This window comes from Microbispora rosea, from assembly GCF_900156315.1.
Lineage (GTDB): Bacteria > Actinomycetota > Actinomycetes > Streptosporangiales > Streptosporangiaceae > Microbispora > Microbispora rosea.
The window spans coordinates 299,694-322,599 of sequence record NZ_FTNI01000004.1 but is presented as its reverse complement, the minus strand read 5'-3'; the positions used below and the strand labels follow the sequence as shown (position 1 = coordinate 322,599).

Sequence of the window (22,906 nt, the reverse complement as noted above, 5' to 3'; positions counted from 1 at the left end):
AATGACGATACGGGACGACGACACCCTCGCCGGCGAGCTGGCGACGGAGGCGGGGGAGCGGCTCCTCGAGCTGCGCGCCCGCCTCGGGTTCGAGGACGGCCGGGCGCTGAAGGACGCCGGAGACCGCGCGTCCCACGAGTTCCTCATGGACGCGCTGAGGCGGCTGCGGCCGGACGACGCCGTGCTGTCGGAGGAGGCGACCCGCGAGGAACGGATGGACCCCCGGCGGCTGTCGGCCGAGCGCGTCTGGATCGTCGATCCTCTCGACGGCACCCGTGAGTTCTCCGAGCAGGGCCGCGCCGACTGGGCTGTCCATGTGGCGCTGTGGCAGCGCGGCGCCCTCACGGCCGGAGCGGTCGCCCTGCCCGCCCAAAGCCGTACGCTCACGACGGCGTCGCCGCCCGAGCTGCCGGAGAAGGTGCGCGAGCCGTTCCGCATCGCGGTCAGCCGCACCCGGCCGCCCGAGTTCGTCCGCGAGCTGGCCGCCCGTCTCGGCGGGGAACTCGTCCCCATCGGCTCGGCCGGCGCCAAGATCGCCGCCGTCCTCACCGGAGAGGTCGAGGCGTACGTGCACGCCGGGGGGCAGTACGAGTGGGACTCGGCCGCGCCGGTCGCGGTGGCGGTCGCGGCGGGGGCACACGCGAGCAGGATCGACGGCTCACCGCTGACCTATAACCAGGGGGACCCGTGGTTGCCGGATATCCTGGTCTCCCTACCGGATCTGGCGCCAACGTTGCTCGCCGGAATCCGTGACCTGCATCGCCAGACTCCGTGAAGGAAGTCCCTATGCTTCAGCGTGACTACACCACGTCACAGCTCGACGTGCTCGAGGCCGAGGCGATCCACATCATGCGTGAGGTCGCGGCCGAGTTCGAGCGCCCCTGTCTGCTCTTCTCCGGCGGCAAGGACTCCATCGTCATGCTGCGGGTCGCCGAGAAGGCCTTCTGGCCCGCGCCGATCCCCTTCCCCCTGATGCACGTCGACACCGGGCACAACTTCCCGGAGGTCATCGAGTTCCGCGACCGGCGCGTCGCCGAGCTGGGCGCGCGCCTGGTGGTCGCGTCGGTCCAGGCGTCGATCGACGCCGGGCGGGTGGTCGAGCAGACCGGGCGGCGGGCCTCCCGCAACCGGCTGCAGACCACGACGCTGCTGGACGCGATCGAGGAGCACGAGTTCGACGCGGTGTTCGGCGGAGCCAGGCGCGACGAGGAGAAGGCCCGGGCGAAGGAGCGGGTGTTCTCCTTCCGCGACGAGTTCGGCCAGTGGGATCCGAAGAACCAGCGCCCCGAGCTGTGGAACCTCTACAACACGAAGATCAGCAGAGGCGAGCACATCCGCGTGTTCCCGCTGTCCAACTGGACCGAGCTGGACGTGTGGCACTACATCCGGCGCGAGGGCATCGAGATCCCGTCGATCTACTTCTCCCACACCCGGGCGGTCTTCGAGCGTGACGGCATGCTGCTGTCCGACTCCGAGGTGGTCCAGCGGGGCGAGGACGAGCCCCCGTTCGAGGCCGTCGTCCGCTACCGCACGGTCGGCGACATGACCTGCACCGGCGCGGTCGCCTCGACCGCCACCACGATCGACCAGATCATCGACGAGATCTCCGCCACCCGGATCACCGAGCGCGGCGCGACCCGCGCCGACGACCGGGCCTCCGAGGCCGCCATGGAAGATCGCAAGAAGGAAGGCTACTTCTGATGGACATCCTTCGTTTCGCGACGGCGGGCAGCGTCGACGACGGCAAGTCGACGCTGATCGGGCGGCTGCTGTTCGACTCCAAGGCGATCTTCGAGGACCAGCTCGAAGCGGTCGAGCGCACCTCCCGCGATCGGGGCACGGAGTACACCGACCTGTCGCTGCTCACCGACGGACTGCGGGCCGAGCGCGAGCAGGGCATCACGATCGACGTGGCCTACCGCTACTTCGCCACGCCCAAGCGGAAGTTCATCATCGCCGACACCCCCGGGCACATCCAGTACACCCGGAACATGGTCACCGGCGCCTCCACGGCCGACCTCGCGATCATCCTGATCGACGCGCGGAAGGGCGTGCTGGAGCAGTCGCGGCGGCACGCCTTCCTGACCACGCTGCTGCGGGTGCCGCACCTGGTGCTGGCGGTCAACAAGATGGACCTCGTCGACTACTCCGAGGCCCGGTTCGAGGAGATCCGCGAGGAGTTCACCGCGTTCGCCAGCAAGCTGAACGCGAGCGACCTCACGTTCATCCCGATCTCGGCGCTGCACGGCGACAACGTGGTCTCCCGCTCGGAGAACATGCCCTGGTATGAGGGATCCTCGCTGCTGCACCACCTGGAGAACGTGCACATCGCCTCCGACCGCAACCTGGTCGACGTGCGTTTCCCCGTGCAGTACGTCATCCGCCCGCACAGCGCGACCAGCCAGGAGCTGCACGACTACCGGGGATACGCCGGGCAGGTCGCGGGCGGCGTGCTCAAGCCGGGTGACGAGGTGCTGCACCTGCCGTCCGGCCTGACCACGACGATCACCGGGATCGACACCTTCGAGGGCCCGGTGGAGGAGGCGTTCGCGCCGATGTCGGTCACGCTGCGGCTGGCCGACGACATCGACATCTCCCGGGGCGACATGATCTGCCGGCCGAACAACCAGCCGGAGGCCGCCCAGGAGATCGACGCGATGATCTGCTGGATGGCCGACGGCCTGAAGCTCCAGCCGCGCTCCAAGCTGATCATCAAGCACACCACCCGTACGGCCCGGGCCCTCGTGCGGGACCTGCACTACCGGCTCGACGTCAACACCCTGCACCGGGACGAGTCGGCCGCCGCTCTCGGCCTGAACGAGATCGGCCGGGTGTCGCTGCGGACGACCCAGCCGTTGTTCGTGGACGACTACGCCCGCAACCGCCTCACCGGCGGGTTCATCCTGATCGACGAGGCCACCAACGGCACCGTCGGCGCGGGGATGATCGTCGACGCGCGCTGACCGGCGCTCGCCGAGAGCCCGGAAAGGACCTGCGGGGACGGGCACGGGACAGTGATCCGAGTGCCCGCCCTCAGGCCCCCGGGGAGACCGCCGGCGGAACCTACGGGGCGGCGAGCTTCTCCAGGGGCCGGCCGGGGTCGGCCAGTGCCTGGGGAGTGACGGGTGTTCCGGTGCGGATCAACGTCTTGATCGGCTCGACGACGTCCCAGACGTTGACGTTCATGCCGGCCAGGACGCGATCGCCGCTGAGCCAGAAGGCGATGAACTCCCGCGCCGCGACGTCGCCCCGGAAGACGACCTGGTCGTAGCCGCCGGGCTCGGCGTGGCCGACGTACTCCATGCCGAGGTCGTACTGGTCGGTGTAGAAGTAGGGCAGCTCCTCGTAGGCCGCCTCCCGGCCCAGCATGGTGGCGGCGGCGACCTTGGGCTGTTTGAGCGCGTTGGCCCAGTGTTCGACCCGTACGTGCGTGCCCAGCAGCGGGTGGTGGGCATTGGCGACGTCCCCGGCGGCGACGATGTCCGGGTCGTCGGTTCGCAGGGCCGCGTCCACCACGACGCCGTTGTCCACGGTCAGCCCGGCGCGCACGGCGAGCCCCACCTCGGGCTCGGCGCCGACGCCGACGACGACGGCGTCGGCGGCGATCTCGTCGCCGTCGCCCAGGCGTACGCCCGAGGGCGTGATCTCGCTGACGGTGACCCCGAGCCGGAGATCGACGCCGTGGTCGCGGTGCAGGCCGGCGAAGACCCGGGCGACCTCGGGCCCGAGCACGCGCAGCAGGGGCAGCGGCGCCGCCTCCAGCACCGTGACCGCGACGCCGGCCTGCCGGGCCGCCGCGGTGACCTCCAGTCCGATCCAGCCGGCCCCGATCACCGCCAGCCGGGACACGCTCCCCAGGACGTCCTTGAGCGACTCGCAGTCCTCGATCCGGCGCAGGTAGCGCACGTGGGGCGCGTCCGCGCCGGGGATCGGCGGCGTTCGCGGGCGGGCCCCGGTGGCCAGCAGCAGTTTGTCGTACTCGATCGCACCGCCGTCGGTCAGCTCGACGCGGTGCGCGCCGCGGTCGAGGCCGCTCGCGGCCGTCCCGAGTCGCAGCTCGACGTCGTGGTCGGCGTACCAGCCTTCCGGGTGGACGAAGACGGCGGACCGGTCGGTCGTGCCCATCAGGTAGCCCTTGGACAGCGGGGGCCGCTCGTAGGGGCGGTGCGGTTCGGCGCCGATCAGCGTGATCCGCCCGTCGAATCCCTGCTCGCGCAGGGCCTCGGCGGCTTTCGCACCGGCCAGACCGGCTCCGACGATCACGAACCTCTGTGGTGTCACGGCGATGGTCTCCTTGCTCAGGGTCGGGTGCCGGTGAGGGCGAAGAACTCCTGACGGGATCGGGCGTCCTCTCTAAGGATGCCCAGCAGCGTCGAGGTGACCGTGGTCGAGCCGACGGCCCGCACTCCCCGCAGCGTCATGCAGGTGTGCTCGGCCTCGATCACGACGCCGACCCCCGCGGGCCGCAACCGGTCGGCGAGCCAGTCGGCCACCTGTTTGGTGAGCCGCTCCTGCACCTGCGGGCGGCGGGCGAAGTGCTCGACGACGCGGGCCAGCTTGGACAGCCCGAGGATACGGTCGCCGGGAAGGTAACCGACATGGGCGACTCCGGCGAAGGGCAGCAGGTGATGCTCGCAGACCGAGCGGACCGGGATCGACCGGGCCAGCACGAGCTCGTCGTAGCCCTCCTCGTTGGGGAAGGTGGTCAGGTCGAACGGGCGGGGCGTGAACAGCTCGGCGTACGCCCGAGCCATCCGCGCCGGAGTCTCCCGCAGGCTCTCGGAATCGGCCGAGACGCCCAGCGCCTCCAGGAACTCGCGGGCCGCCCGCTCGGCGGCGGCCAGGTCCACGCCGTCGCGCGGCTCGTCGATCATCCGCAGGGTGGTGCCGGGACGCATCTCAGCCGCCGTTCACGCCGAGCGCGGTCAGCAGCACCAGGACCACGGTGACCACCGCCAGCAGACCGTGCCCGGCCACGACCGCGACCGGGAAATGCCGCTCGGGCGGTCCCGCCGTGCCGGTGGCGCCGGGCCCGCCGGCGACCGCCGTACGGGAGCGGTAGGCGGGGATCCACCGGGCGAACATCGCGAAGCCCAGCAGGGCGACCGGGACCAGCAGGACCAGGGCGACCCATGCCAGAGCGGCGACGCCGGCGAACAGGAACACGATCCACACGACCAGCCCCGCGGCGGCCAGTGCGAAGTGACCGAAGATCAGGCCTGGTGAGAAGCGGCTGGTGCGCCGGCCGCCTCTGGCGATCCAGATGCCCAGCATCACGAAGCCGCCCACCGCGGTGAGCAACCATGTGACCAGTGCCGCGATACCCATGATGATTTCTCCTCCTGTGCAGGTGGGATGAGGGTCAGCGCCGGAAACCGCCGGCCTGGGTGGCCTCGTCGGCCACCCGTACGCCGTAGCGGTAGGCGAGCTTGCCGCCGAGATAACCGGAGACGACGAGCAGCGCCAGGCTGCCCGCCGACAGCAGCAGCGGGCCGAGCGCGACCTCGCCCGCCGCCGTGCCTGCCGCCGTGCCTGCCGCCGGGCCGGTCTGACGCCACAGGAAACCGGCGGCGTACGCGGCGGTGATCACGAGGTTCAGCCCCATGTGGAGCAGACCCGTGCGGAACGCCGGAGTGCCCGCCGGGATGGCGAACAGGTCGAGGAACCCGGCCATCGCCGCGGCCAGCGCGCCGAGCACGCCGATGGCGATCAGCCACTTCGAGCCCTCGGCCAGAAAACCCGGGTCGGGTGCGAACCGGGACGCCAGGTCGAAGACCATGCTCGCCACCCAGGCACCGATGGGCACCGCGACGAGCATGGGGTGGAACGGATGGCCGTACGGCCCGGCGAGCACCGCGCTCACCGGTCGTTTCGCCTCGTGCAGTTCACCGGTCATCCGGACCTCCGCGTATGACGTATTACGCCAATGAATGTTGGTCTTATTCAGTCTGACGGTCAAGGTGTACGCGTACATCGAGGGGGTGCTGGTTTTCGACCGTGGAGGCGGGCGTTATCGTGGCAGGGTGACGACGGATCGCGCGATCGGTGCGGTGGCCGCGCTTGACGACGCGCTGCGGCAGGGCATGTACGCCTACATCCGCAGGGCGCGTCGCCCGGTGACCCGGGACGAGGCCGCCGCCTCGGTCGGGATCTCCCGCAAGCTGGCCGCCTTCCATCTCGACAAACTGGTCGACGCCGGCCTGCTGCGCGCCCGCTACGAGGCGGTCGGCGGCATCCGCAAGGTCGGCCGCACCCCGAAGGTCTACGAACCGACCGAGACCGACATCCGCGTCACGATCCCCGAGCGCCGGCACGAGGTGCTGGCCGACATCCTCATGGACGCCGTTCTCGCGGAGAGCGAAGGGGAGAGCGCCCGCCGGGCGGCGGTCCGGGTGGCCTCTCGGCGCGGCGAGGAGATCGGCGCCGCGGAGCGCGCCAGGACCAAGCCCGGGCGGCTCGGCGCCGAGCGCGCCCTCACCCTGCTCGAAGGCCTGCTCGCGCGGCACGGCTTCGAGCCCGGCCGCGAGTCCCCCACCTGTGTGCGGCTGCGCAACTGCCCGTTCCATCCGCTGGCGGCGCGGGCCCCCGATCTGGTCTGCGGGGTCAACCACGCCTTCCTCGACGGCATGCTCACCGGTCTGGAAGCCGCCAAAGTGCAGGCCGTCCTGGTGCCGCGGCCGGGAGAGTGCTGTGTGGAACTGCGCTCCTCCTGAGGCGCTTTCCCGGCGGACGCGTGCTTCCGTGCGGCGGCGCCCGCAGTTCCACCCGCCCCCGGTTATCGCGTTTCCGCCGCCGCAGGCGGGCGCGTAGATCCTTTGGCGATTGGGGGTCGCCCGATTACCCTGCGCGCTAGGGTCGTCACGTTTCGCATCCATCCGTGGAGGACACGTGGCCGACACTCAGCCGGTGATCTTCGTGGGCGGCCTGGGACGCAGCGGTAGCACTCTGCTCGAACGCCTCCTCGGCGAGGTGCCCGGCGTGGCACCGCTCGGCGAGGTCGTCCACCTGTGGGACCGCGGCGTACGCGCGGACGAGCCGTGCGGCTGCGGGCAGCGGTTCTCCCAGTGCCCGTTCTGGACCAAGGTGGGTGCCCGCGCGTTCGGGCAGTGGCGGCAGAGCCAGGCGGGGTGGCTGCCCGGCCTGCGGGCCCGCGTGGACCGGACCCGCCGCGTGCCCGTCCTCGCGCTCGGGCTCGCGACCCGCGAGGCCGAACTGGCCGAATACGTCCGGTCGTACTCCCGCATCTACACGGCGGCGGCGGAGGTGGCCGACGCTCGGGTCGTCGTCGACTCCAGCAAGCACGCCTCCCTGGCGTACTGCCTGGCGGCCATCATGGACATGCGGGTCGTGCAGGTGGTGCGCGATCCGCGGGCGGTGGCCGCGTCATGGCGGCGCAGGGTGCGCAGACCCGAGGACGGGCGGCCGATGACCCGCTGGACGCCCGTGCGCACCGCCGTCCACTGGCTGGCCCAGAACCTGGCCTTCGAGGTGCTGCGCCGCAAGGGCGTCGACGTCGTCCGGGTGCGTCACGAGGACCTGGTGCGCGATCCGCGCGCGACTTTGGGACGCCTGGCCACGCGGCTCGGCCTGCCGAGCGGCGGACTCGACTTCCTGGACGACCGCGAAGCGCTGCTCGGCGTCGCGCACACGGTCTCCGGCAACCCGATGCGTTTCTCGGTGGGACCGATCGAGATACGCCACCGTCCTGCGCCCCTTCCCCGGACCCAGCGGTGGCTGGTCACCGCGATCACCCTTCCCCTCCTGCTCTTCTACGGCTATCGCCTCGCCTATCGCCCGGGACCTCGGCGATGAGGCCGGCCGTCGGCGTCGTCATCCCCACCCGGGGCGACCGGCCCGGCCCGCTGCGGGCCGCGCTGACCGGCGTGCTCGCCCAGGAGTACGCCGGCCGAGTCGAGGTGGTGGTCGTGGCCGACGGCGTCCCCGCCTCCGTCGTCACCAGGCAGGTGTCCGGCGTCTCCGGTTCCGCGCCCGGTTGCGCTGCCGGTTCCCTGGCCGGTCTCGTGGCGGGCGTGGAGGCGGGTGGCGCGGACAGGAGCGTCCGGGTGCTGGACAACCGGCGGGCCGCCGGCCTGCCGGGAGCGCGCAACACCGGGATCTCGGTGCTCGGCACGGATCTCGTCGCCTTCTGCGACGACGACGACCTCTGGCTGCCCGGCAAGCTGGCCGCCCAGGTCGCCGCGCTGGCGGAGGAGCCCGACGCCGGCTTCGCGAGCTGCGCCGTCGAGGTCGAGTACGGCGACCGCCGGGTGCCGCGGCTGGCCGGCATCGGCCACGTGACCCATCGGCACCTCACCCGCTCGCGCATGATGATGGTGCACTCCTCGACGTTTCTGTTCCGCCGGGGCTGGACCTGGGTGGACGAGAGCGCGCCGGCCGGCCAGAACGAGGACTGGGACCTCGCGCTGCGGGCCGCGTGGCGGCATCCGATCGTCCACGTCGACCGGCCGCTCGTGCGGGTGCGCTGGGGCTCCTCGCACTACGCGGGGCGCTGGGCCGACCGCATCGCCGGGCTGGAGTGGATGCTCGCCCGGCATCCCGGGCTGGCCGCGGAACCGCGGGGCGCGGCCCGCGTCTACGGACAGCTCGCCTTCTGCCACGCGGCCCTCGGCCGGCGGCGCGAGGCCGCCCGCTGGTCGCTGCGCGCCTTCTCCACCCGGCCGGGTGAGCCGAGGGCGGCGGTGGCGCTGGCGGTCGCCGGAGGGCTGGTCAGCCCGCGCGCCGTGCTGCACGCCCTCCACCGTCGCGGCCACGGCATCTGATGGCCGAGCCCGTGCAGGCACGTACGGCGGCGGTGGGCCCGGCGACGCCGGTGCGGCCATGGCTGGAGGCGGTCCCGGCCCCGGCGGCCGGAGCAGGGATGGCCGGAGCAGGGGCGGCCGCTGCACGATCAGGCAGGGTTCGCGTGGGCGGCGTGTTGCTCGACCGGCTCACCGAGGCCCAAGTGGTCGCGCGGGTGACGGCCGCGATCGAGTGCGGCACGGGCGGCCACGTGGTCACGCCGAACGTGGACATCTGCCGCGCCGCCGCCTGTGACCCCTCGCTGCGCGCGCTGATCGACACGGCCGAGCTCGCGGTGGCCGACGGCATGCCGCTGGTCTGGGCGTCCCGCCTGCTCGGGCGCCCGCTGCCGGAGCGGGTGACCGGCGCCGATCTGATCTGGTCGCTGACCGGGGCCGCCGCGGCCCGCGGCCTGCCCGTCTACCTGATCGGGGGACCGCCCGGCGTCGCCGAGGCGGCGCGGGACGCGCTGCGCGGGCGGTATCCGGGCCTGGTCGTGGCGGGCGTCCACGCTCCGCCGTACGGGTTCGAGACCGACCCGGCGGCGCTGGCGGAGGTGCGGGGGCGGCTCGTCGCCGCGCGGCCGTCCCTGGTCTTCGTGGGTCTCGGGTTCCCCCGGCAGGACCGGCTCATCGCACAGTTGCGGGCCGACCTGCCGGGCGCCTGGTTCGTGGGGTGCGGCGCGGCCATCGCGTTCGCCGCCGGATCGGTGCGCCGGGCCCCGGGCTGGATGGGCGACCACGGGCTCGAATGGCTGTTCCGCCTGATCAGCGAGCCCCAGCGGCTCGCCCGCCGCTACCTGGTCGACGACCTTCCCTTCGCCCTCCGCCTCCTGCCGGGAGCCCTGCTGCGCAGGGTCTACGGGCGCGCGAGGCAAAGGTGGGGAAGCCGGAGCTAGAAGGCGTACGGGCCGAAGCGGCCCCACGCGACCACGGCGGCCAGCACCAGGAGCACCAGGTTGACGACGATCACCGGGGATTCCGCGCGGCGGGCGTGGACGACGACCGCTCCGGCCATGAGCAGGGCGATGCCGAGCGCGGCGAGCGGCGTCAGCACCGGAACGACGCCCGTGACGGCGGGCAGGACGAGCCCGAAGGCGATCAGCACCTCGAGAGCGCCGAGGCCCTTGATCGCGCCCGCGGAGAAGTCCTCGGTCCAGGCCATGCCTGACGCGGCCAGCCTGTCCTTCGGCTGGGCGAGCTTCATCACCCCGGCGAGGAGGAAGGCGAGGGTGAGCAGGCCGGCGATGACCCATAAGGCGACGTTCATCAAGATTCCGTTCTTGCGGCAGCAGAGCGAAATGTAGCGGATGAGCGCGCCGCGGCCGTCGCCGCGGATCGCCGCCACGCCTGCCGCGGCCGCGAACGCGGGAACGGCGGGCCGGTCGCCCCAGGTGAGGGAGACCGGCCCGCCGCTCTCATCGGGCCGCGTGCCGGACTGCTGCCGCCGGGCCGGCCCGCTCGGCTGTTCCTATCGGGCCTACTTGGCCACGGTGATCGTGGCCGAGGCGGTCTGCCCGCCCGACGTGACCGTGAGGGTGGCCTGGCCGGGCCGTACGCCGGTGAGCGTGTGCGTGGACAGGTCGAGGACCGCGACGACGTCGTGGCGGCGTGCCGCCTTCTCCGCGTCCGCGGCCGACTCGGCCATGGCGAGGGCGCGGTCGCCGCTCCACGTCACGCTGGCCGGATACGCCAAGGGGAAGGTCAGGTTCGCGGCACTGTTGCCGCCCGTCGCCGAGACCTCCGCCGAGGCGCCCGGGGCGAGCGTGCCGGGCGCCGTCAGGGAGATCGCGTCGATCAGCGGGTTCGTCCGCGCCGCGACCCAGTCGCGGGTCTGCGGGCTGGGACGGCCCGCCTCGACCTGACCGGGCCGGGGGTCGACGCCGACGAGGTCCCACCCGAAGAACCCGCCCTTGTCGGGGGAGCTGTAGGGCGTCTTGCCCACCGGCGGCGTGGTGACCTCCAGCACGCCGTCGGACCTGGTGGCGGCGGCGGTGTGGGCGTGGCCGGTGAACAACGCGACCGGCTTGCCCGACGACTCACGCCAGCCGGCGAGCCACTTCTCGACGAGGTCCGCCTCGCGCTGGTCGGAGAACTGCGACGCGCCCGCACCCGAGGGATCGCGGAGAGGGTGGTGGAAGACGACCGCGAGGGACTTCACGGCCATGTCCTTCGCCGCCGCGTCCAGGTCCTGCCGCAGCTCCGGCACCTGCGACCAGTCCGACGCCCGCAGCCCGCCCAGCGTGGTGTTGAGCAGGACGAAGCGGGTGCCCTTGTGGTCGAACACCTGGTGGGCAGGCCGCCCGGTGGCGAGGAAGGCGTCCAGGGTCCCCGTCGCCGTGGCCCCGGACTCGTGGTTGCCCGGCGTCCAGTAGACCGGCAGGTCCGCCGGCACGTTGGCCTTGAGGATCTCCTGGGCGAGTGCGAAGTCGGCCGGCGTGTTGTTATCGACGAAGTCGCCGTTGATCACGATGAAGTCGGGCTTCGCGGCGACGGCCTGCTTCAGCGCGGCGGTCGCCTGCTGCGCCGCGAACGACGTCGTGCCCCCGGCCGCGCCCACGTGCAGATCGGACATGATCGCGAACCGCCAGCGCGAACGGTCGATGTCGGCCTGCTCAAGGACGAACGGATCGGGGGTCAGGGCGTCGCCGGTGGCGAGATCCTGTCCGACCAGCGCGGTGAGCCCGTCGAACCTGAGCTGTCCCGCGTCCTTGGCAAGGTTGGATGTCTCGACCACGTAGACGTTGAGCAGCGTGATCGGCTCGGTGAAACCGGTGGGCAGGGTGCCCTCGACCCACTTCCACCCGGTCCAGTCGACGACGGTGGCGAAGGTGAAGGGGACGTTCGTCGTGCCCTGCGACCGCAGCGTGGCCCGCAGCCAGTGGCCGCGGCCGTCGCCGTACACCCACAGGCCGAGCCGCCTGGTGCCGGTCGGCAGGGTGATCGGCCCGGGCTTGGCCACCGCGTACGCCGCCGAGGTGCCGGAGGTGCCGGTGAAGTCGTAGGTGAGCGCGAGGGCCTGGTTGCCGGCCGCCGCGCCGGGACGGTCCGCGGCGTCGACGCCCGCCACCGACGCGGTGGCCTTGGCGGTCGAGACGCCCCAGGGCTCGCCGCCGTCGAACTCGGCCAGCGACCCGCGCTTCAACCCGACGGCGACGGACAGGTGTGCGACCTTGCCCTGGACGGTCGCGGTGATCACGGCGCCGCGGCCGTCGGCCGCCTCCAGCCCGGTGACCGTGAACGACCCGTCGTCGCGGGGCTCCACCTTCACCACGGCCGTGTCGTAGTCCAGGTCGACGTCGCGGGCGGCGATCGGCGCGTCGAAGCCGTCGGCGTCGGCGCCGGTGACCCCCACGACGGCCGAGCCGCCGGCGTCCAGGGTCAGGCTCGTCTCGGTGAACGCGACGGTGGACAGGGCATCGAGCACGCGGACGTCCGCCGCGCCGTGCACCTGCTTCGAGCGGGCCTCGATCTCGCCCTCGCCGGAACGCTCGGCGTGCAGCACACCATCGCGCACCGTGCCGAGCTTCCCGGCGTTCCACCGGACGGGGTCGCCCTTGCCGGCCGTGTCGCCGTCGAGGGCGACCGGGGCGTACGACTCGTCGTACCCGGCGGCGGAGACGCCGAGGGTGAGCCCGGGGAAGACGCGCGGCGCGCTCGTCCGCACCGCGATGCCCTTGAGTGCTCCCGATCCCTTCGCGGCGAACAGCCCGACTCCGCTGGGGATGAGCCGTTCGCCGCCGTCCGACGGGGTGTTGACCACGCTCACCCCGGCGTCTCCGGGCGTGCGGGCGACGAGATCGGACGAGCCGCCGCCGTCGAGCATGAACGCCTCGTCGGCGCCGAGCCGTACGAGGAGCTTGGCCGTCTCGTCGAAGCTCAGACCGGCCGAGAAGTTGGCCGAGCCGTCGACGGTCACGAGCAGGAGCCGCCTGCCGCCGTCGCGCCAGCCGATCGCCGTACGCGGCTTCGGCGCGTCGTTGCCCGTCGAGGGCGGGAAGTCGACGGCCTGGCCGTCCCGCACGAGGACCTCTCCGCTGCCCAGCGCGGTGCGCAGCTTCGCGGGGGAGTCGGTGCGCAGGCCGGTGGTGAGTGTCACGGGGTCGCCGGCCTTGGCGGCGGCGAGCGGGGCCGCCGCGCTCCCCACGCCCACGACCACCAGGCCTCCGGCGGGCACGGCGGTCGTGGTGACCGTGTCGTTGACCGCCGTGACGACGCCGCCGGAGACCACCAGCTCGGTGACGGGCGCGCCGTGGCCGATCAGCGTACGCAGGCCCGGCCCCCACTGATCGGTGAAGACCGAGACGGCGTTCGCGGGCAGTGACGCCGAGTTGAGCGAGGCGACCGGATGGTCCGTGCCGCCCACGGTCACCGTGCTCTCCAGCAGCGCGCTCGCGAGCCGGGCGACCTTGTCCTCGCCCACCGAGGCGACCGTGGCGGGCTGGGTGGTCGCCTTGCGCACCTGGCCGTCCCTGACCTCGGGACCGATGACCGCGTTGGTCTGGTTGATGTCGTAGTAGTCCCCGTTGACCGCGGCCACGGCTCCCGCGGCGTCCGCCGACTTCGACAGCGCCCGGGTCTCGGTCAGCGTGCCGCCGACCATGCCCACGTCCACCCGGTCGTCCGCCAGGTCGGCGTCGAGCACGTGCGTGCGGGTCCAGCCCGTACGGCCGAAGGTGTCGAACGAGGTCAGCGTGATGCCGGGGGCGATCACGCGGTCGGTGCGGGCCGCCTCGACCGACTCGCCGGGGACGGTGGTCTGGTAGCCGGGCGGTTCGGCCGGCCTGTCACCGGGGGGCGCCTCGGCCCATGCCGTCCCGCCGGCGGCCACAGTGCCCGCGGCGACGACCGCCACGGCGATGTGCGCAAATTTGCGCATTTTGTACCTCCAAGCAATAACGGGCCTGAAGGTAGACAATCTCCAAACCGATCTTCCGTCCACGGCATGACGCCACCATGACCACCCCATGAACGACGGATCTTCCCGGCCTGGCGGCCGCGTCCGTGGCGTGAGAACGACAGACGGCCGTGCGGGGCTCAGTGGAGCGCGATCGCGACCACCAGGGACAGCAGGAGTACGACTGTCGACAGGGCGAGCTGGTTGCGCTGCTTGCGGTAGTAGTCACCGTCCTTCACGGCGTGCGAGGTCGCCGCTCGCCAGATCTCGTGGACTTCGTGCCGGACTTCCGTAGCGGGAAGACGCCTGCCGCCCCTGTCCGCGAGCCGGGTCAGAATCGGAGCCGCATACGTGAGCAGAGTCAGGCAGGCATCGATCCACAGCCAACCCGTCGTCCAGCCGTCGAGCGCTCCCGCCCTGGATCTCGCCGTCGGCGACATCTGCCCGAGCAGGGCCGCCGCCATCGGCCGAGGCAGCTTTTCGAGTATCTCCTCGTATCTGTCCGTGTAGTCGGCCGACACTTTGTGCAGTATCCGGCGGGCGAACGTCATCCGAATGTGCCTGAGACATGCCGCGATCATGGCGGCGTCGAGCGGGATCAGTATCGCGGTCACTCGTTCCGCGTCCAGCGTCACCAACTGCTCGAGCAACCGGGGGGCCTCTTGGGTCGGGCTCGCGATGAGCTGTCTTCCTCCATCCGGAGCCGCGGGCCCGTATCGAAACAGAAGTGACTTCAGGAGGATCGTGGCGGCGTCGTCCCGCAGCTCCAGGATGAAGCCCGGGCCGGGAAGCAGCCTGACGGTGGTCGTGGTGCGGCCTCGCTCAGGGCCGGTGTGCAGTCGCGACATGTAGACCAGCATCTGGGCGGTCCGGCCGCGACTGGCCGCGGCGTACTCCCTGACGCGGGCGGGGGCTCCCTCGGTGTCCGCCGCCAAGCGCGTGGCCAGCTGTTTCAGAACCTCGGTCCTGTGCTCCTGCTGGAGTTGTCCGAGCCGCTGCATCAGGCGATCGGCCGCCATGCCGTAGAGGAGGTCGGCGCACTGCTCATAGCCGGCTCGCGTGCAGATGAGGTTGAGGAGCTCGTCCGATCTCGGATATTCCGACAACAGCCAGAGCTGTCTGCCGCGATCCCGCTTGCAGAACTCGTCGAACGCGCTCTCGATATCGCGCACGTTCAGATTGCGAAGGTCGTCCTTTAGCGACGGCTGCCCGAAGTTGTTGACCTGCGAGTTTCCCGAGCCCTGGTTGACCTGCAGGCCGCGTGCGTCACGGGCGTCCACTCCGGGGCCGCCCTCCGGAGGCGTTCCGGACGCGGTCCCGCCGATGTTCCCCTCGTGCTGCTCACGCATCACGACGCGAAGTTGTTGTGCTGCGTGTTGCCGCCGGACTGGTTGATCTGCACGCCTTGAGCGTGACGCGCGTCGATCTGACCGTGCGAGGCATTCCCCGCGGATGACGTCGAGCCTCGTCCACCATCGCCGGAAGAGACGGAGAACAGGTGTGGCACGACCAGAGCGGCAAGCGCCAGAAGGAAACCGAGGACGCTGGCGAGTTTGTCGGCCTTGTCGAGCCCGGCCGCTGAGAAGTACGCCACGATCCCGATGACGATGAGGCCGAAAGTCAGCCGTCCCACCCAGATCCAGATGCGGTTTCGGTGCGGCATCGACATGAATCGCCTTCCGGTGGACCGATTGGTGATCGTCCCAGTCTCTGGAGCAACTCGACGAGGCACCTCCACTTTACGATGACGGGACCTTGCGGCGCCTGCCTTGTGATCGCCGCCGGCCGATCGCTCCCGCGCGCCACCGCCCGGCGGTTCGCCTGACCTGTCGGGCACGGTGCCGTCAGACGTCGGTGTCCCTGGGGTGGCGTGTGGAGGCGTAGACGAGATGGACGGTGCGCCGGGACTCGTCGACCAGGTAGCGAACGCGACCACCCGCGGTGACCTCGTACTCCCACTGGGTGTGCTCACGGCCGCCGAGCGAGCCGGTGGCCAGGCGGCCACGAAGCCGGTGTTGCCGGTCCGGGTCCTTCTGTGACAACGGGTCCGCGCGTAACGCCTCGAAACAGCGCTGAGTGTTCCCGGCAGCCTCGGCGCAGAGGTCGCTCCAGCCCTTGGCGGCCTCGCTGGTGGCGAACCGAAGATGCCACTCGTCGCCGACGGCGGGCGGGGCCACGGCGTCGCCGCGCTTCGGGCTCATGGCGCGAACACCTCGCCGTGGTCCTCGTCCGGCAGTGCGCGCGTGAGCTGTTCGGTCAGTGCCGGATCGGCCAGGATCCGGGCCGTGGCCCGCCATTCGACGACGACCCGGTGCAGCGTGGCGTGAACGTCCAGATCGATCGCGTCGTGAGTGGCGTCGACAAGGTCCCGCACGAACTGCTGCTTCTCATCGTCGTTCAGGTGCCGCACCCAGGGAAATACGACGGGAAGGGCGTGCAGCACGGCACGGATGCCCTCGTCGTCGGCGAGGAGCGCCGCGACCATGCGGGCGGCGACTTCGGTGGTCTCCTCCCGTTGCCGGTCATGCCGGGCGGTGGAGATGAACAGGTCCTCTCCGTCGCGGCGCTTGATGTGCACGCGGTGAACACGCTCGACCGTCTCGGCGACGCGCTTCGAATGCTTCGACAGGTCGGAGAACGGCACAGTGGGCATGGTCATGCCTCATAGTACTTCGGAACACGTTCCGAAGTGAAGGAGCCGTTTCCTCGCCACCCACACCGGCGCCCACAGCGTGTCGCTCGCCCTGGACGCCTACGGCTCGACCGCCGGACAGGCGTCGGCCCGCACGGCCGGGCCGTCTCTGGGGCACGGTCCCCAGCGACCGGGGGTAGGCGCCCGGTCGGCAGGGGCCGCACGGCCTGTCAGGTCCCGTCGGTCTCGGCACGTCTGCGGCTGAGGTACCGGCGCTCCGCGTCGGTCGGCGCGAGCGCCAGGGCCTCCTCGTAGGCCTGCGCCGCGTCCGCCGTACGGCCCAGCCTGCGCAGCAGGTCGGCACGGGTCGCGGCGAGCAGGTGGTGCCCGGCCAGCGCGCCGCCCGCCCGCAGTTCGTCGACCAGCCGCAGACCCGCGAGGGGGCCGTCGGCCATCGCGACGGCCACCGCCCGGTTCAACTCGACCACCGGAGACGGCGCCAGCCGTGCGAGCTGCGCGTAAAGACCGGCGATCTGCGGCCAGTCGGTGTCGTCCGGGTCGAGGGCGGTGGCGTGACAGGCGGCGATGGCGGCCTGCACCTGGTAGGGCCCGGGGCGGCGGCACGCCAGCGCGTCGTCCAGCAGCCGCAGCCCCTCGTCGATCTCGTCGTGGTCCCACTGCGCGCGGTCCTGGAACTCCAAGGTGACGATGTCGCCCGCCGCGTCGAACCGGGCCACGCGCCGTGAGTCCTGCAGCAGCATCAGCGCGAGCAGCCCCTGCGCCTCGGGCTCGCCCGGCATCAGCCCGGTGAGCACCCGGGCCAGCCGGATGGCCTCGGCGGTCAGCTCCGGCCGGGCGGGGCTCGGCCCGCCGCTGGCCGAGTATCCCTCGGTGAACAGGACGTACAGCACGCCGAGCACCCCCGCCGTCCGCTCGGCCAGTAGGTGCGCGGGCGGCACCCGGTAGGGGATGCCGGCGTTGCGGATCTTCTTCTTGGCCCTGACCAGCCGCTGCGCCATGGTCGTCTCCGGCACCATGAAGGCCGCGGCGATCTCGGCCGTGGTCAGCCCCGCGAGCGTACGGAGGGTGAGGGCGACCTGCGCCTCCAGCGGCAGGGCCGGGTGACAGCAGGTGAACATCAGGCGCAACCGGTCGTCGGGCACGTGATCCTCCTCCACCGGCTCCGGATCGGGACCGGCCGGCGTGGCCGCGATCGAGCGCAGCCGTGCCGCCTCGGTGGCGCCGCGGCGGAACCGGTCCAGCGCGCGGTTGCGGGCCGCCGTGGTGAGCCACGCCCCGGGGCGGCGCGGCACGCCGTCCCGGGGCCAGCGGGCGAGTGCCTGGGCGAAGGCGTCCTGGGCGCACTCCTCTGCCAGGTCCCAGTCGCCGGTCAGCCGGATGAGCGTGGCGACGACGCGGCCCCACTCCTCGCGGAACGCCTCCTCGACGACCCGGGTGACGTCGGCGCCGCTCACTCCGGCCAGAACGGCCTCACCTCGATCGAGCCGAACGACGCCACGGGATGCTTCGAGGCGATCTCGATGGCCTCGTCCAGGTCGGCGCACTCGATGATGTCGAACCCGCCGATCTGCTCCTTGGTCTCGGCGAACGGCCCCTGAGTCACCAGTCCGGCTCGCACCGTCGTGGCGTCGCTGACCGGGCACAGGCGATGGCCGTCGAGGCGCACTCCGCGGCGCTCCGTCTCCTCGATCCACGGCTCGGGGTCGGCCTGCTCGGGGGTGACTTCGACCGACTCCTCGACGCAGATCAACAGCAGGTATTTCATCGGCTTCCTCCTCCGGACGCGGGCCGCCCCGCGCGGCCGCTCTCCTCTACGACGCGGTGAGTCTCCGAAATCGACATCCGGTCCCGCTCGGATGTCGAAAATCCGCGTCGGCGCCGTCGTCCTTCCGGGAGGCGCCCGTCGGGAGGCGCCGTACGGGAAGGCGGGACGCATGTCCGAAGTGGCTCGGGAAGCCGGCCAGGAGCGACGACGAGAGGGCCGGGAGGTGAGAGCCGTGCGACGGGCACGCGCGGCGGTGACGGCGGTGTTCGCCGTGAACGGCGCGCTGATCGCCTCGCTCGCGGTCCGCACGCCGTCGCTGAAGACGGATCACGGACTGACGGCTGGGCTGCTCGGGCTCCTGACCGCCCTGGTCGGCGTGGCGGCGCTCGCCGCCACGCAGGTCGCCGGGCGCCTCGCGGCGCGGATCGGCAGCGCGTGGGTCGTGCGGATCGCCGCGGTCGCGCTTCCCCTCGCCCTGCTCGGGGTGGGCCTCGCCGGCGGGCCCGTCCACCTGGCCGCGGCCATGCTGCTCGTCGGCGCCGCGAACGGGCTGCTCGACACGGCGATGAACGCGCAGGCGGTGATGGTCGAACGGGCGGCGCACCGTCCCATCATGAACGGCTGTCACGCGGCATGGAGCATCGGCTCCGTGGCCGGGTCGCTCACCGGTGGGGCCGCGGCGCAGGCGGGCATGTCCCTCACCACGCACTACCTGATCCTAGGAGCGGTCGTGATGGCCGTCGTCCTGATGGTGGGCGGGCGGCTCTCGGCCGAGGAGCCTTCCGCGGGGCCCTCGACCACGCGTACGGACGACGGCGCCGGACGGCGAGGATGGCGAGGATGGCGGGCGGGCTGGACACGCCGCGTCCTGCTCCTCGGCGCGCTGGGCGCGGCGGTGCTGGCCTGCGAGGGGGCCGTCATCACCTGGAGCGGCGTGTTCCTGCACGAGGACCTCGGCGCCTCGCTGGGCGTGGCCTCGCTGGGCCTCGTCGCCTTCACCGCCTGCCAGACGGCCGGACGGCTGGTGGGCGACCGGTTGTCCGCCCGGCACCCGGCACGCGTCCTGGTGCGAAGCGGCACCGCGCTGGCGGCCGCCGGCCTGACGGCGGTGGTCGTGGCCCCCACGCCGATCCTCGCGGTCGCCGGGTTCGCCCTCGCCGGTCTCGGGCTGGCGACACCGCTGCCGCTGATCTTCAGCGCGGCCGGGCACGCGGGCACGGAGGAGGGCGGCACGGGAGCGACCGCCGCGGTCGCCCGGCTCACCACCATGACGTACTCCGCCATGCTGCTCGCTCCGGCGCTCGTCGGCCGCGTCGCACAGGCGCTCGGGCTGGCCTGGACGCTGGCGCTGCTGGTGCCGCTGCTGGCGACGGTGGCCTGGAAAGCGCCGGTGGTGGCGCGCACCCCGTCATCGACTCCACCTGTCGTTCCGGCCGGTGTACCGGACGGGGCACTCTGACGGGGCGGGGCCGGGGCAGGGCGCGCGCTCAGCCGCGGCCGGTGGCCTGCACGCTGGCATTCCCGGTGGCATTCACGGCGGCATTCACGGTGTGCCGCAGCAGCAGCGCGGTGGTGACCGGGCCGACCCCGCCGGGCACGGGCGTGAGCGCCCCCGCCTTGTCCGCCACCGCGACCGCGTCGACGTCGCCGACCAGGCCGCCGTCCTCGGTGGGGTTGGTGCCGACGTCCACGACCACCGCCCCGGCCCGCACGTGCTCGGCCGTGATCAGTCCGGCGCGGCCGACCGCGGCCACGACCACGTCGGCCACGGAGGTGACAGCGGGCAGTTCCCGCGTACGGGAGTGGCAGACCGTCACGGTGGCGTTCCTGTCGAGCAGGAGATGAGCGGCGGGTTTGCCGACCACGGTGGAGCGGCCGACCACGGCGACGTGGAGGCCGGTCAGGTCGACCTCGTGGTGGTCGAGGATCGCCACGACGGCCTCGGCGGTCGCCGGAGCGAACGCGGGCAGGCCCGCGGCCAGGCGGCCCAGCGACAGCGGGTTGGCGCCGTCGACGTCCTTCTCGAACGCGATCGCGCCGGCCAGGTCCTCCAGCTTCGCGCCCTGCGGCAGCGGGGTCTGGAGGATGATCCCGTGCACCTCGTCGTCGGCGCTCAGCGCCGTCAGCGTGTCGCGGATCAGGCCGGGGGCGGCCTCCGCCCCGAGGTCGACGATGTCGCAGGCGATGCCGGCTTTCTCGGCGGCGCGGGCGATCGAGCGTACGTACCAGGCGCTGGACTCGTCCGCCGTGGCGACGACGACCGCGAGTTTCGGCGGCCTGCCGTCCGCGGCGAGCGCGGCGGCCCGCTCGGCGGCCTCGGCCCGGATGGACGCCGCGAGCTCCTTGCCGGACAGCACGCGGGCGCTCATTTGGCGATCTCCTCGCGGACGGCGGCGGTGACCCGTTCGGCCCGAGCGGCGACCTCGTCCACTCCGGCCGCCTCGGCGGCGAGTTCGGCGCGGGCGCGCTCGTCCTTGATCCCCCCGAGGTTGATCTCGATGTTCACCCGGGCGGTGGTCGCCGCGGCCCGGGCGGCCTCGGTGGCGGCGGCGATGTCGGAGACGACGTTGCGGTTGCCGATGGGCAGCAGTTCCTCGGCGACGCCGACTGCCTTCCTCGCGACGGCGACCACCTCGGCCGGGACCCGGCCCGCCCCCACCAGCGCCTCGGCGATGGCGGCCGATCGGGCCGCCTTGGCCTCGTCGGTGTCCTTGGGCAGCTTGTACGCCTCGGTGACCGCCGTGAACGCCGCCTCGTCGTCCTCGGCCAGGCGCAGGGCGCTCGACCGCAGTTCGTCGGTCTCGCCGATGATCCGTTCGATCACGGCCGCGTGCTCGGCGTACTTCTCGCCGGTGGTGTAGCGCGCGACCATGCCCAGCAGGGCCGCGGCCTGTGCGGCCTGCAGGGCCGCGGCGGCGCCGCCGCCCGGCGCGGGCACCCGATCGGCGAGGCGGGACAGGAAATCGCTGATCTTCTCGTCACGCATCGCGCTCGTCCTCCGGTCGTCCTGGTTCGCGCGTCACCACGCGTGGCACCGCTCGCGCGTGGCACGGTTCGCGCATGGCATGGTTCGCGCGTGGCATGGTTCGCACGTCACCACAGCTCGCGCATGGCACGGCCGGGAAAATCCTCCCACGTCCCTCTCGCCGCTCCGTGTATGGGGCGCGTTCGTGTCAGCGGGACGGGCAGGCCGTCCGGGCCTCGGGCCGTACGGGCTCGGGCGGGGCCTCGGCGCGCCGGGAGGGCCCCGCCGGGGCCTGACCGAGGAGGGTGCCCCCGAGGGCGAGGGCCATGCCGAGCAACTGGATCGGGCTGAGGGACTGCCCGAGCGCCGCCCAGCCGATGACGGCCGCGGAGACCGGGCTCAGCAGCGCGAGGAAGGCGACCGACGTGGCGGGGAGCCGGGAGATGCCGCGGAACCAGATCCAGTAGCCGACGGCGGTGCCGACGACGCCCAGGTAGGCGTAGCCGAGTAGGTTCTCGCCGCTCAGGGCCGGGGGTGCGCCCTCGATGAGCAGGGCGACCGGGACGAGCAGCAGCCCGCCGGCGGTGAGCTGCCACCCGGTGAGGGCGAGGGCCCCGACCCCCTCCGGACGGCCCCAGCGCTTGGTCAGCACGGTCCCGGCCGACATGGACGCGGCCCCGGCCAGCCCGGCGAGCACGCCGACCATGTCGAGCCGGGCCTCGGCGCGCAGGACGACCAACCCGACGCCGAGCAGTCCGAGGAGTCCGGCGAGCACCTTGCGCGCGGTGGGACGCTCGGCGAGCAGCAGGGCGGCGAAGGCGAGCGCGAACAACGGCCCGACGGCGCCCAGCACGGCCGCGACACCGCCGGGCAGCCGGTACGCCGCCAGGAACAGCAACGGGAAGAACGCCCCGATGTTCAGCACGCCGAGCACGGCGGCCCGCCAGATCCACACGCCGCGCGGCAGCACGCGGCCGATGACCAGCAACGCCAGCCCGGCGGGCAGCGCTCGCATCACCGCGGTGAACATCGGGCGGTCGGGCGGCAGGAACTCCGTGGTCACGGCGTACGTCGAGCCCCAGGCGAGCGGCGTGAGCGCGGTGAGGGCCAGCGTTGCGGCGGGTGGCGCGGAGCCGGACCGGGATGCGGCGGACATGCCCATGGAGATTGCTCCTCATTGATAATCTCAACGTTGAAATAACACCACGCGATTTGCATCGACGTCAAACTGATGAACGTTGAGATACTTAGTGCTTAGGGGTCGCCATGGGTGACGCGGTCGACCTGCTGCTGGCGCAGTGGGCGCGGGAACGTCCTGACCTGGACGTATGGCCGATGGGGATCATGGGCAGGATCAGCCGGCTGTCGCGGCTGCTCGACCGGGAGCTGAAGGAGTTCTTCGCCGCGTACGACCTGGAGCGCTGGGAGTTCGACGTCCTGGCCACGTTGCGCCGGTCCGGCCCGCCGTACGAGCTGACGGCGGGAGCCCTCAACAGGGCGGCGATGGTGACCTCCGGTGCGATCACCAACCGCATCGACCGCATGGCGTCCAAGGGACTCGTCGAACGGGTCCCCGACTCCGGTGACCGGCGGTCGATCCGGGTGAGGCTCACCGAGCGCGGTCTCGCGCTCGTGAACGAGGTGCTGGAGCCGCACATCGCGAACGAGGCGCGCCTGCTGGCGTCGCTGGACCCCCGGGAGCGCGACCACCTCGCCGCCGCCCTGCGCACCCTCCTCGCCTCCCTCGGCGACACCACCCTCGGTTAGGCCGGCTTCTCGAGGAGACGTGGCAGTGTGCTTCAGCCGCGCTGCAGGGTGCAGGAAATGG

Annotated in this window: 24 protein-coding genes; 9 read left to right on the top strand and 15 right to left on the bottom strand. The window is 72.3% G+C overall.

Going from position 1 to position 22,906, the window contains the following annotated elements:
* Position 1: 1 nt before the first annotated feature.
* From BXA11_RS08725 to cysN, 3 genes are read left to right on the top strand one after another with little or no spacing between them, the layout of a single operon-like run.
* The gene (locus BXA11_RS08725; protein WP_076434024.1) at positions 2-775 is read left to right on the top strand and encodes a 3'(2'),5'-bisphosphate nucleotidase CysQ; all 774 of its coding nucleotides are present in this window, start codon (positions 2-4) and stop codon (positions 773-775) included.
* 11 nt (positions 776-786) lie between these two features.
* Positions 787-1,701, top strand: a complete 915-nt coding sequence (cysD, locus tag BXA11_RS08720; RefSeq protein ID WP_076434023.1) for a sulfate adenylyltransferase subunit CysD — start codon at positions 787-789, stop codon at positions 1,699-1,701.
* Entirely contained in the window at positions 1,701-2,963 is a 1,263-nt protein-coding gene (gene cysN, locus BXA11_RS08715; protein ID WP_030507638.1) for a sulfate adenylyltransferase subunit CysN, read from the top strand. Before cysD ends, cysN begins: the two co-directional genes overlap by 1 nt.
* Before the next feature lie 100 nt (positions 2,964-3,063).
* Here cysN and BXA11_RS08710 read toward each other — a convergent pair whose 3' ends face one another.
* The 4 genes from BXA11_RS08710 to BXA11_RS08695 are packed head-to-tail and all read right to left on the bottom strand — an operon-like array spanning position 3,064 to position 5,896.
* Positions 3,064-4,281: an NAD(P)/FAD-dependent oxidoreductase gene (locus BXA11_RS08710; protein ID WP_076434022.1), complete on the bottom strand. Its 1,218-nt coding sequence runs from the start codon at positions 4,279-4,281 to the stop codon at positions 3,064-3,066.
* A gap of 17 nt (positions 4,282-4,298) precedes the next feature.
* Positions 4,299-4,898: a GTP cyclohydrolase I FolE gene (folE, locus tag BXA11_RS08705; RefSeq protein ID WP_076434021.1), complete on the bottom strand. Its 600-nt coding sequence runs from the start codon at positions 4,896-4,898 to the stop codon at positions 4,299-4,301.
* Position 4,899: 1 nt separating this feature from the next.
* Entirely contained in the window at positions 4,900-5,328 is a 429-nt protein-coding gene (locus BXA11_RS08700) for a hypothetical protein (protein ID WP_076434020.1), read from the bottom strand.
* Between the two features lie 34 nt (positions 5,329-5,362).
* The gene (locus BXA11_RS08695; RefSeq protein WP_076434019.1) at positions 5,363-5,896 is read right to left on the bottom strand and encodes a DUF2231 domain-containing protein; all 534 of its coding nucleotides are present in this window, start codon (positions 5,894-5,896) and stop codon (positions 5,363-5,365) included.
* Positions 5,897-6,023: 127 nt separating this feature from the next.
* Here BXA11_RS08695 and BXA11_RS08690 point away from each other — a divergent pair, with 127 nt between their 5' ends.
* From BXA11_RS08690 to BXA11_RS08675, 4 genes are all read left to right on the top strand, one after another.
* The gene (locus tag BXA11_RS08690) at positions 6,024-6,713 is read left to right on the top strand and encodes a helix-turn-helix transcriptional regulator (protein ID WP_076434065.1); all 690 of its coding nucleotides are present in this window, start codon (positions 6,024-6,026) and stop codon (positions 6,711-6,713) included.
* A 175-nt stretch (positions 6,714-6,888) separates the two neighbouring features.
* Positions 6,889-7,812 (top strand): sulfotransferase family protein, encoded by a 924-nt coding sequence (locus BXA11_RS08685; RefSeq protein ID WP_239105058.1) that lies wholly within the window; start codon positions 6,889-6,891, stop codon positions 7,810-7,812.
* Positions 7,809-8,780, top strand: coding sequence for a glycosyltransferase family 2 protein (locus BXA11_RS08680; RefSeq protein WP_076434018.1), 972 nt, complete (start codon positions 7,809-7,811; stop codon positions 8,778-8,780). The genes BXA11_RS08685 and BXA11_RS08680 overlap by 4 nt, the downstream gene beginning before the upstream one ends.
* A gap of 143 nt (positions 8,781-8,923) precedes the next feature.
* Positions 8,924-9,697: a WecB/TagA/CpsF family glycosyltransferase gene (locus BXA11_RS08675; RefSeq protein WP_239105059.1), complete on the top strand. Its 774-nt coding sequence runs from the start codon at positions 8,924-8,926 to the stop codon at positions 9,695-9,697.
* On the opposite strand, the gene BXA11_RS08670 is transcribed toward BXA11_RS08675, so the two are convergent.
* The 8 genes from BXA11_RS08670 to BXA11_RS08635 form a co-directional block, all read right to left on the bottom strand.
* Positions 9,694-10,068 (bottom strand): DoxX family protein, encoded by a 375-nt coding sequence (locus BXA11_RS08670; RefSeq protein WP_076434063.1) that lies wholly within the window; start codon positions 10,066-10,068, stop codon positions 9,694-9,696. The two genes, BXA11_RS08675 and BXA11_RS08670, sit on opposite strands and share 4 nt — an antisense overlap.
* A 210-nt stretch (positions 10,069-10,278) precedes the next feature.
* A complete protein-coding gene (locus BXA11_RS08665; RefSeq protein WP_159454750.1) occupies positions 10,279-13,677 on the bottom strand; it encodes a phosphodiester glycosidase family protein in 3,399 nt (1,132 codons plus the stop codon).
* A 158-nt stretch (positions 13,678-13,835) separates the two neighbouring features.
* A complete protein-coding gene (locus tag BXA11_RS08660) occupies positions 13,836-14,975 on the bottom strand; it encodes a magnesium transporter (RefSeq protein ID WP_076434015.1) in 1,140 nt (379 codons plus the stop codon).
* Positions 14,976-15,043: 68 nt separating this feature from the next.
* On the bottom strand, positions 15,044-15,364 hold the full coding sequence (locus tag BXA11_RS08655; protein WP_030507626.1) for a hypothetical protein: 321 nt from the start codon (positions 15,362-15,364) through the stop codon (positions 15,044-15,046).
* Positions 15,365-15,539: 175 nt separating this feature from the next.
* A complete protein-coding gene (locus BXA11_RS08650) occupies positions 15,540-15,896 on the bottom strand; it encodes a hypothetical protein (RefSeq protein WP_076434014.1) in 357 nt (118 codons plus the stop codon).
* A complete protein-coding gene (locus BXA11_RS08645; protein WP_204053743.1) occupies positions 15,893-16,339 on the bottom strand; it encodes a hypothetical protein in 447 nt (148 codons plus the stop codon). Before BXA11_RS08645 ends, BXA11_RS08650 begins: the two co-directional genes overlap by 4 nt.
* Before the next feature lie 218 nt (positions 16,340-16,557).
* A complete protein-coding gene (locus BXA11_RS08640) occupies positions 16,558-17,802 on the bottom strand; it encodes an RNA polymerase sigma factor (RefSeq protein WP_076434012.1) in 1,245 nt (414 codons plus the stop codon).
* Entirely contained in the window at positions 17,799-18,113 is a 315-nt protein-coding gene (locus BXA11_RS08635) for a YciI family protein (RefSeq protein ID WP_076434011.1), read from the bottom strand. Before BXA11_RS08635 ends, BXA11_RS08640 begins: the two co-directional genes overlap by 4 nt.
* 232 nt (positions 18,114-18,345) lie before the next feature.
* Between BXA11_RS08635 and BXA11_RS08630 the strand changes: the two genes are divergently transcribed.
* Positions 18,346-19,572 (top strand): MFS transporter, encoded by a 1,227-nt coding sequence (locus BXA11_RS08630; protein ID WP_159454749.1) that lies wholly within the window; start codon positions 18,346-18,348, stop codon positions 19,570-19,572.
* A gap of 28 nt (positions 19,573-19,600) precedes the next feature.
* Here the strand turns inward: BXA11_RS08630 and BXA11_RS08625 are convergent, their stop codons facing one another.
* The 3 genes from BXA11_RS08625 to BXA11_RS08615 all read right to left on the bottom strand — a co-directional run bounded on the left by BXA11_RS08625 (position 19,601) and on the right by BXA11_RS08615 (position 22,234).
* A complete protein-coding gene (locus tag BXA11_RS08625) occupies positions 19,601-20,482 on the bottom strand; it encodes a bifunctional 5,10-methylenetetrahydrofolate dehydrogenase/5,10-methenyltetrahydrofolate cyclohydrolase (RefSeq protein ID WP_076434009.1) in 882 nt (293 codons plus the stop codon).
* On the bottom strand, positions 20,479-21,099 hold the full coding sequence (locus BXA11_RS08620) for a cyclodeaminase/cyclohydrolase family protein (protein ID WP_076434008.1): 621 nt from the start codon (positions 21,097-21,099) through the stop codon (positions 20,479-20,481). The genes BXA11_RS08625 and BXA11_RS08620 overlap by 4 nt, the downstream gene beginning before the upstream one ends.
* A 187-nt stretch (positions 21,100-21,286) precedes the next feature.
* The gene (locus tag BXA11_RS08615; protein WP_143734154.1) at positions 21,287-22,234 is read right to left on the bottom strand and encodes an EamA family transporter; all 948 of its coding nucleotides are present in this window, start codon (positions 22,232-22,234) and stop codon (positions 21,287-21,289) included.
* 110 nt (positions 22,235-22,344) lie between these two features.
* Between BXA11_RS08615 and BXA11_RS08610 the strand changes: the two genes are divergently transcribed.
* The gene (locus BXA11_RS08610) at positions 22,345-22,845 is read left to right on the top strand and encodes a MarR family winged helix-turn-helix transcriptional regulator (RefSeq protein ID WP_076434006.1); all 501 of its coding nucleotides are present in this window, start codon (positions 22,345-22,347) and stop codon (positions 22,843-22,845) included.
* Positions 22,846-22,906: the final 61 nt, after the last annotated feature.

Bases quoted from the DNA above. Each gene is read 5' to 3' on its own strand.
- BXA11_RS08625 (WP_076434009.1), bottom strand. From the start codon at position 20,482: ATGAGCGCCCGCGTGCTGTCCGGCAAGGAGCTCGCGGCGTCCATCCGG.
- BXA11_RS08650 (WP_076434014.1), bottom strand. From the start codon at position 15,896: ATGAGCCCGAAGCGCGGCGACGCCGTGGCCCCGCCCGCCGTCGGCGAC.
- BXA11_RS08680 (WP_076434018.1), top strand. From the start codon at position 7,809: ATGAGGCCGGCCGTCGGCGTCGTCATCCCCACCCGGGGCGACCGGCCC.
- BXA11_RS08655 (WP_030507626.1), bottom strand. From the start codon at position 15,364: ATGTCGATGCCGCACCGAAACCGCATCTGGATCTGGGTGGGACGGCTG.
- BXA11_RS08610 (WP_076434006.1), top strand. From the start codon at position 22,345: ATGGGTGACGCGGTCGACCTGCTGCTGGCGCAGTGGGCGCGGGAACGT.
- folE (WP_076434021.1), bottom strand. From the start codon at position 4,898: ATGCGTCCCGGCACCACCCTGCGGATGATCGACGAGCCGCGCGACGGC.
- BXA11_RS08635 (WP_076434011.1), bottom strand. From the start codon at position 18,113: ATGAAATACCTGCTGTTGATCTGCGTCGAGGAGTCGGTCGAAGTCACC.
- BXA11_RS08615 (WP_143734154.1), bottom strand. From the start codon at position 22,234: ATGTCCGCCGCATCCCGGTCCGGCTCCGCGCCACCCGCCGCAACGCTG.
- BXA11_RS08695 (WP_076434019.1), bottom strand. From the start codon at position 5,896: ATGACCGGTGAACTGCACGAGGCGAAACGACCGGTGAGCGCGGTGCTC.
- BXA11_RS08700 (WP_076434020.1), bottom strand. From the start codon at position 5,328: ATGGGTATCGCGGCACTGGTCACATGGTTGCTCACCGCGGTGGGCGGC.
- cysN (WP_030507638.1), top strand. From the start codon at position 1,701: ATGGACATCCTTCGTTTCGCGACGGCGGGCAGCGTCGACGACGGCAAG.
- BXA11_RS08665 (WP_159454750.1), bottom strand. From the start codon at position 13,677: ATGCGCAAATTTGCGCACATCGCCGTGGCGGTCGTCGCCGCGGGCACT.
- BXA11_RS08670 (WP_076434063.1), bottom strand. From the start codon at position 10,068: ATGAACGTCGCCTTATGGGTCATCGCCGGCCTGCTCACCCTCGCCTTC.
- BXA11_RS08620 (WP_076434008.1), bottom strand. From the start codon at position 21,099: ATGCGTGACGAGAAGATCAGCGATTTCCTGTCCCGCCTCGCCGATCGG.
- cysD (WP_076434023.1), top strand. From the start codon at position 787: ATGCTTCAGCGTGACTACACCACGTCACAGCTCGACGTGCTCGAGGCC.
- BXA11_RS08725 (WP_076434024.1), top strand. From the start codon at position 2: ATGACGATACGGGACGACGACACCCTCGCCGGCGAGCTGGCGACGGAG.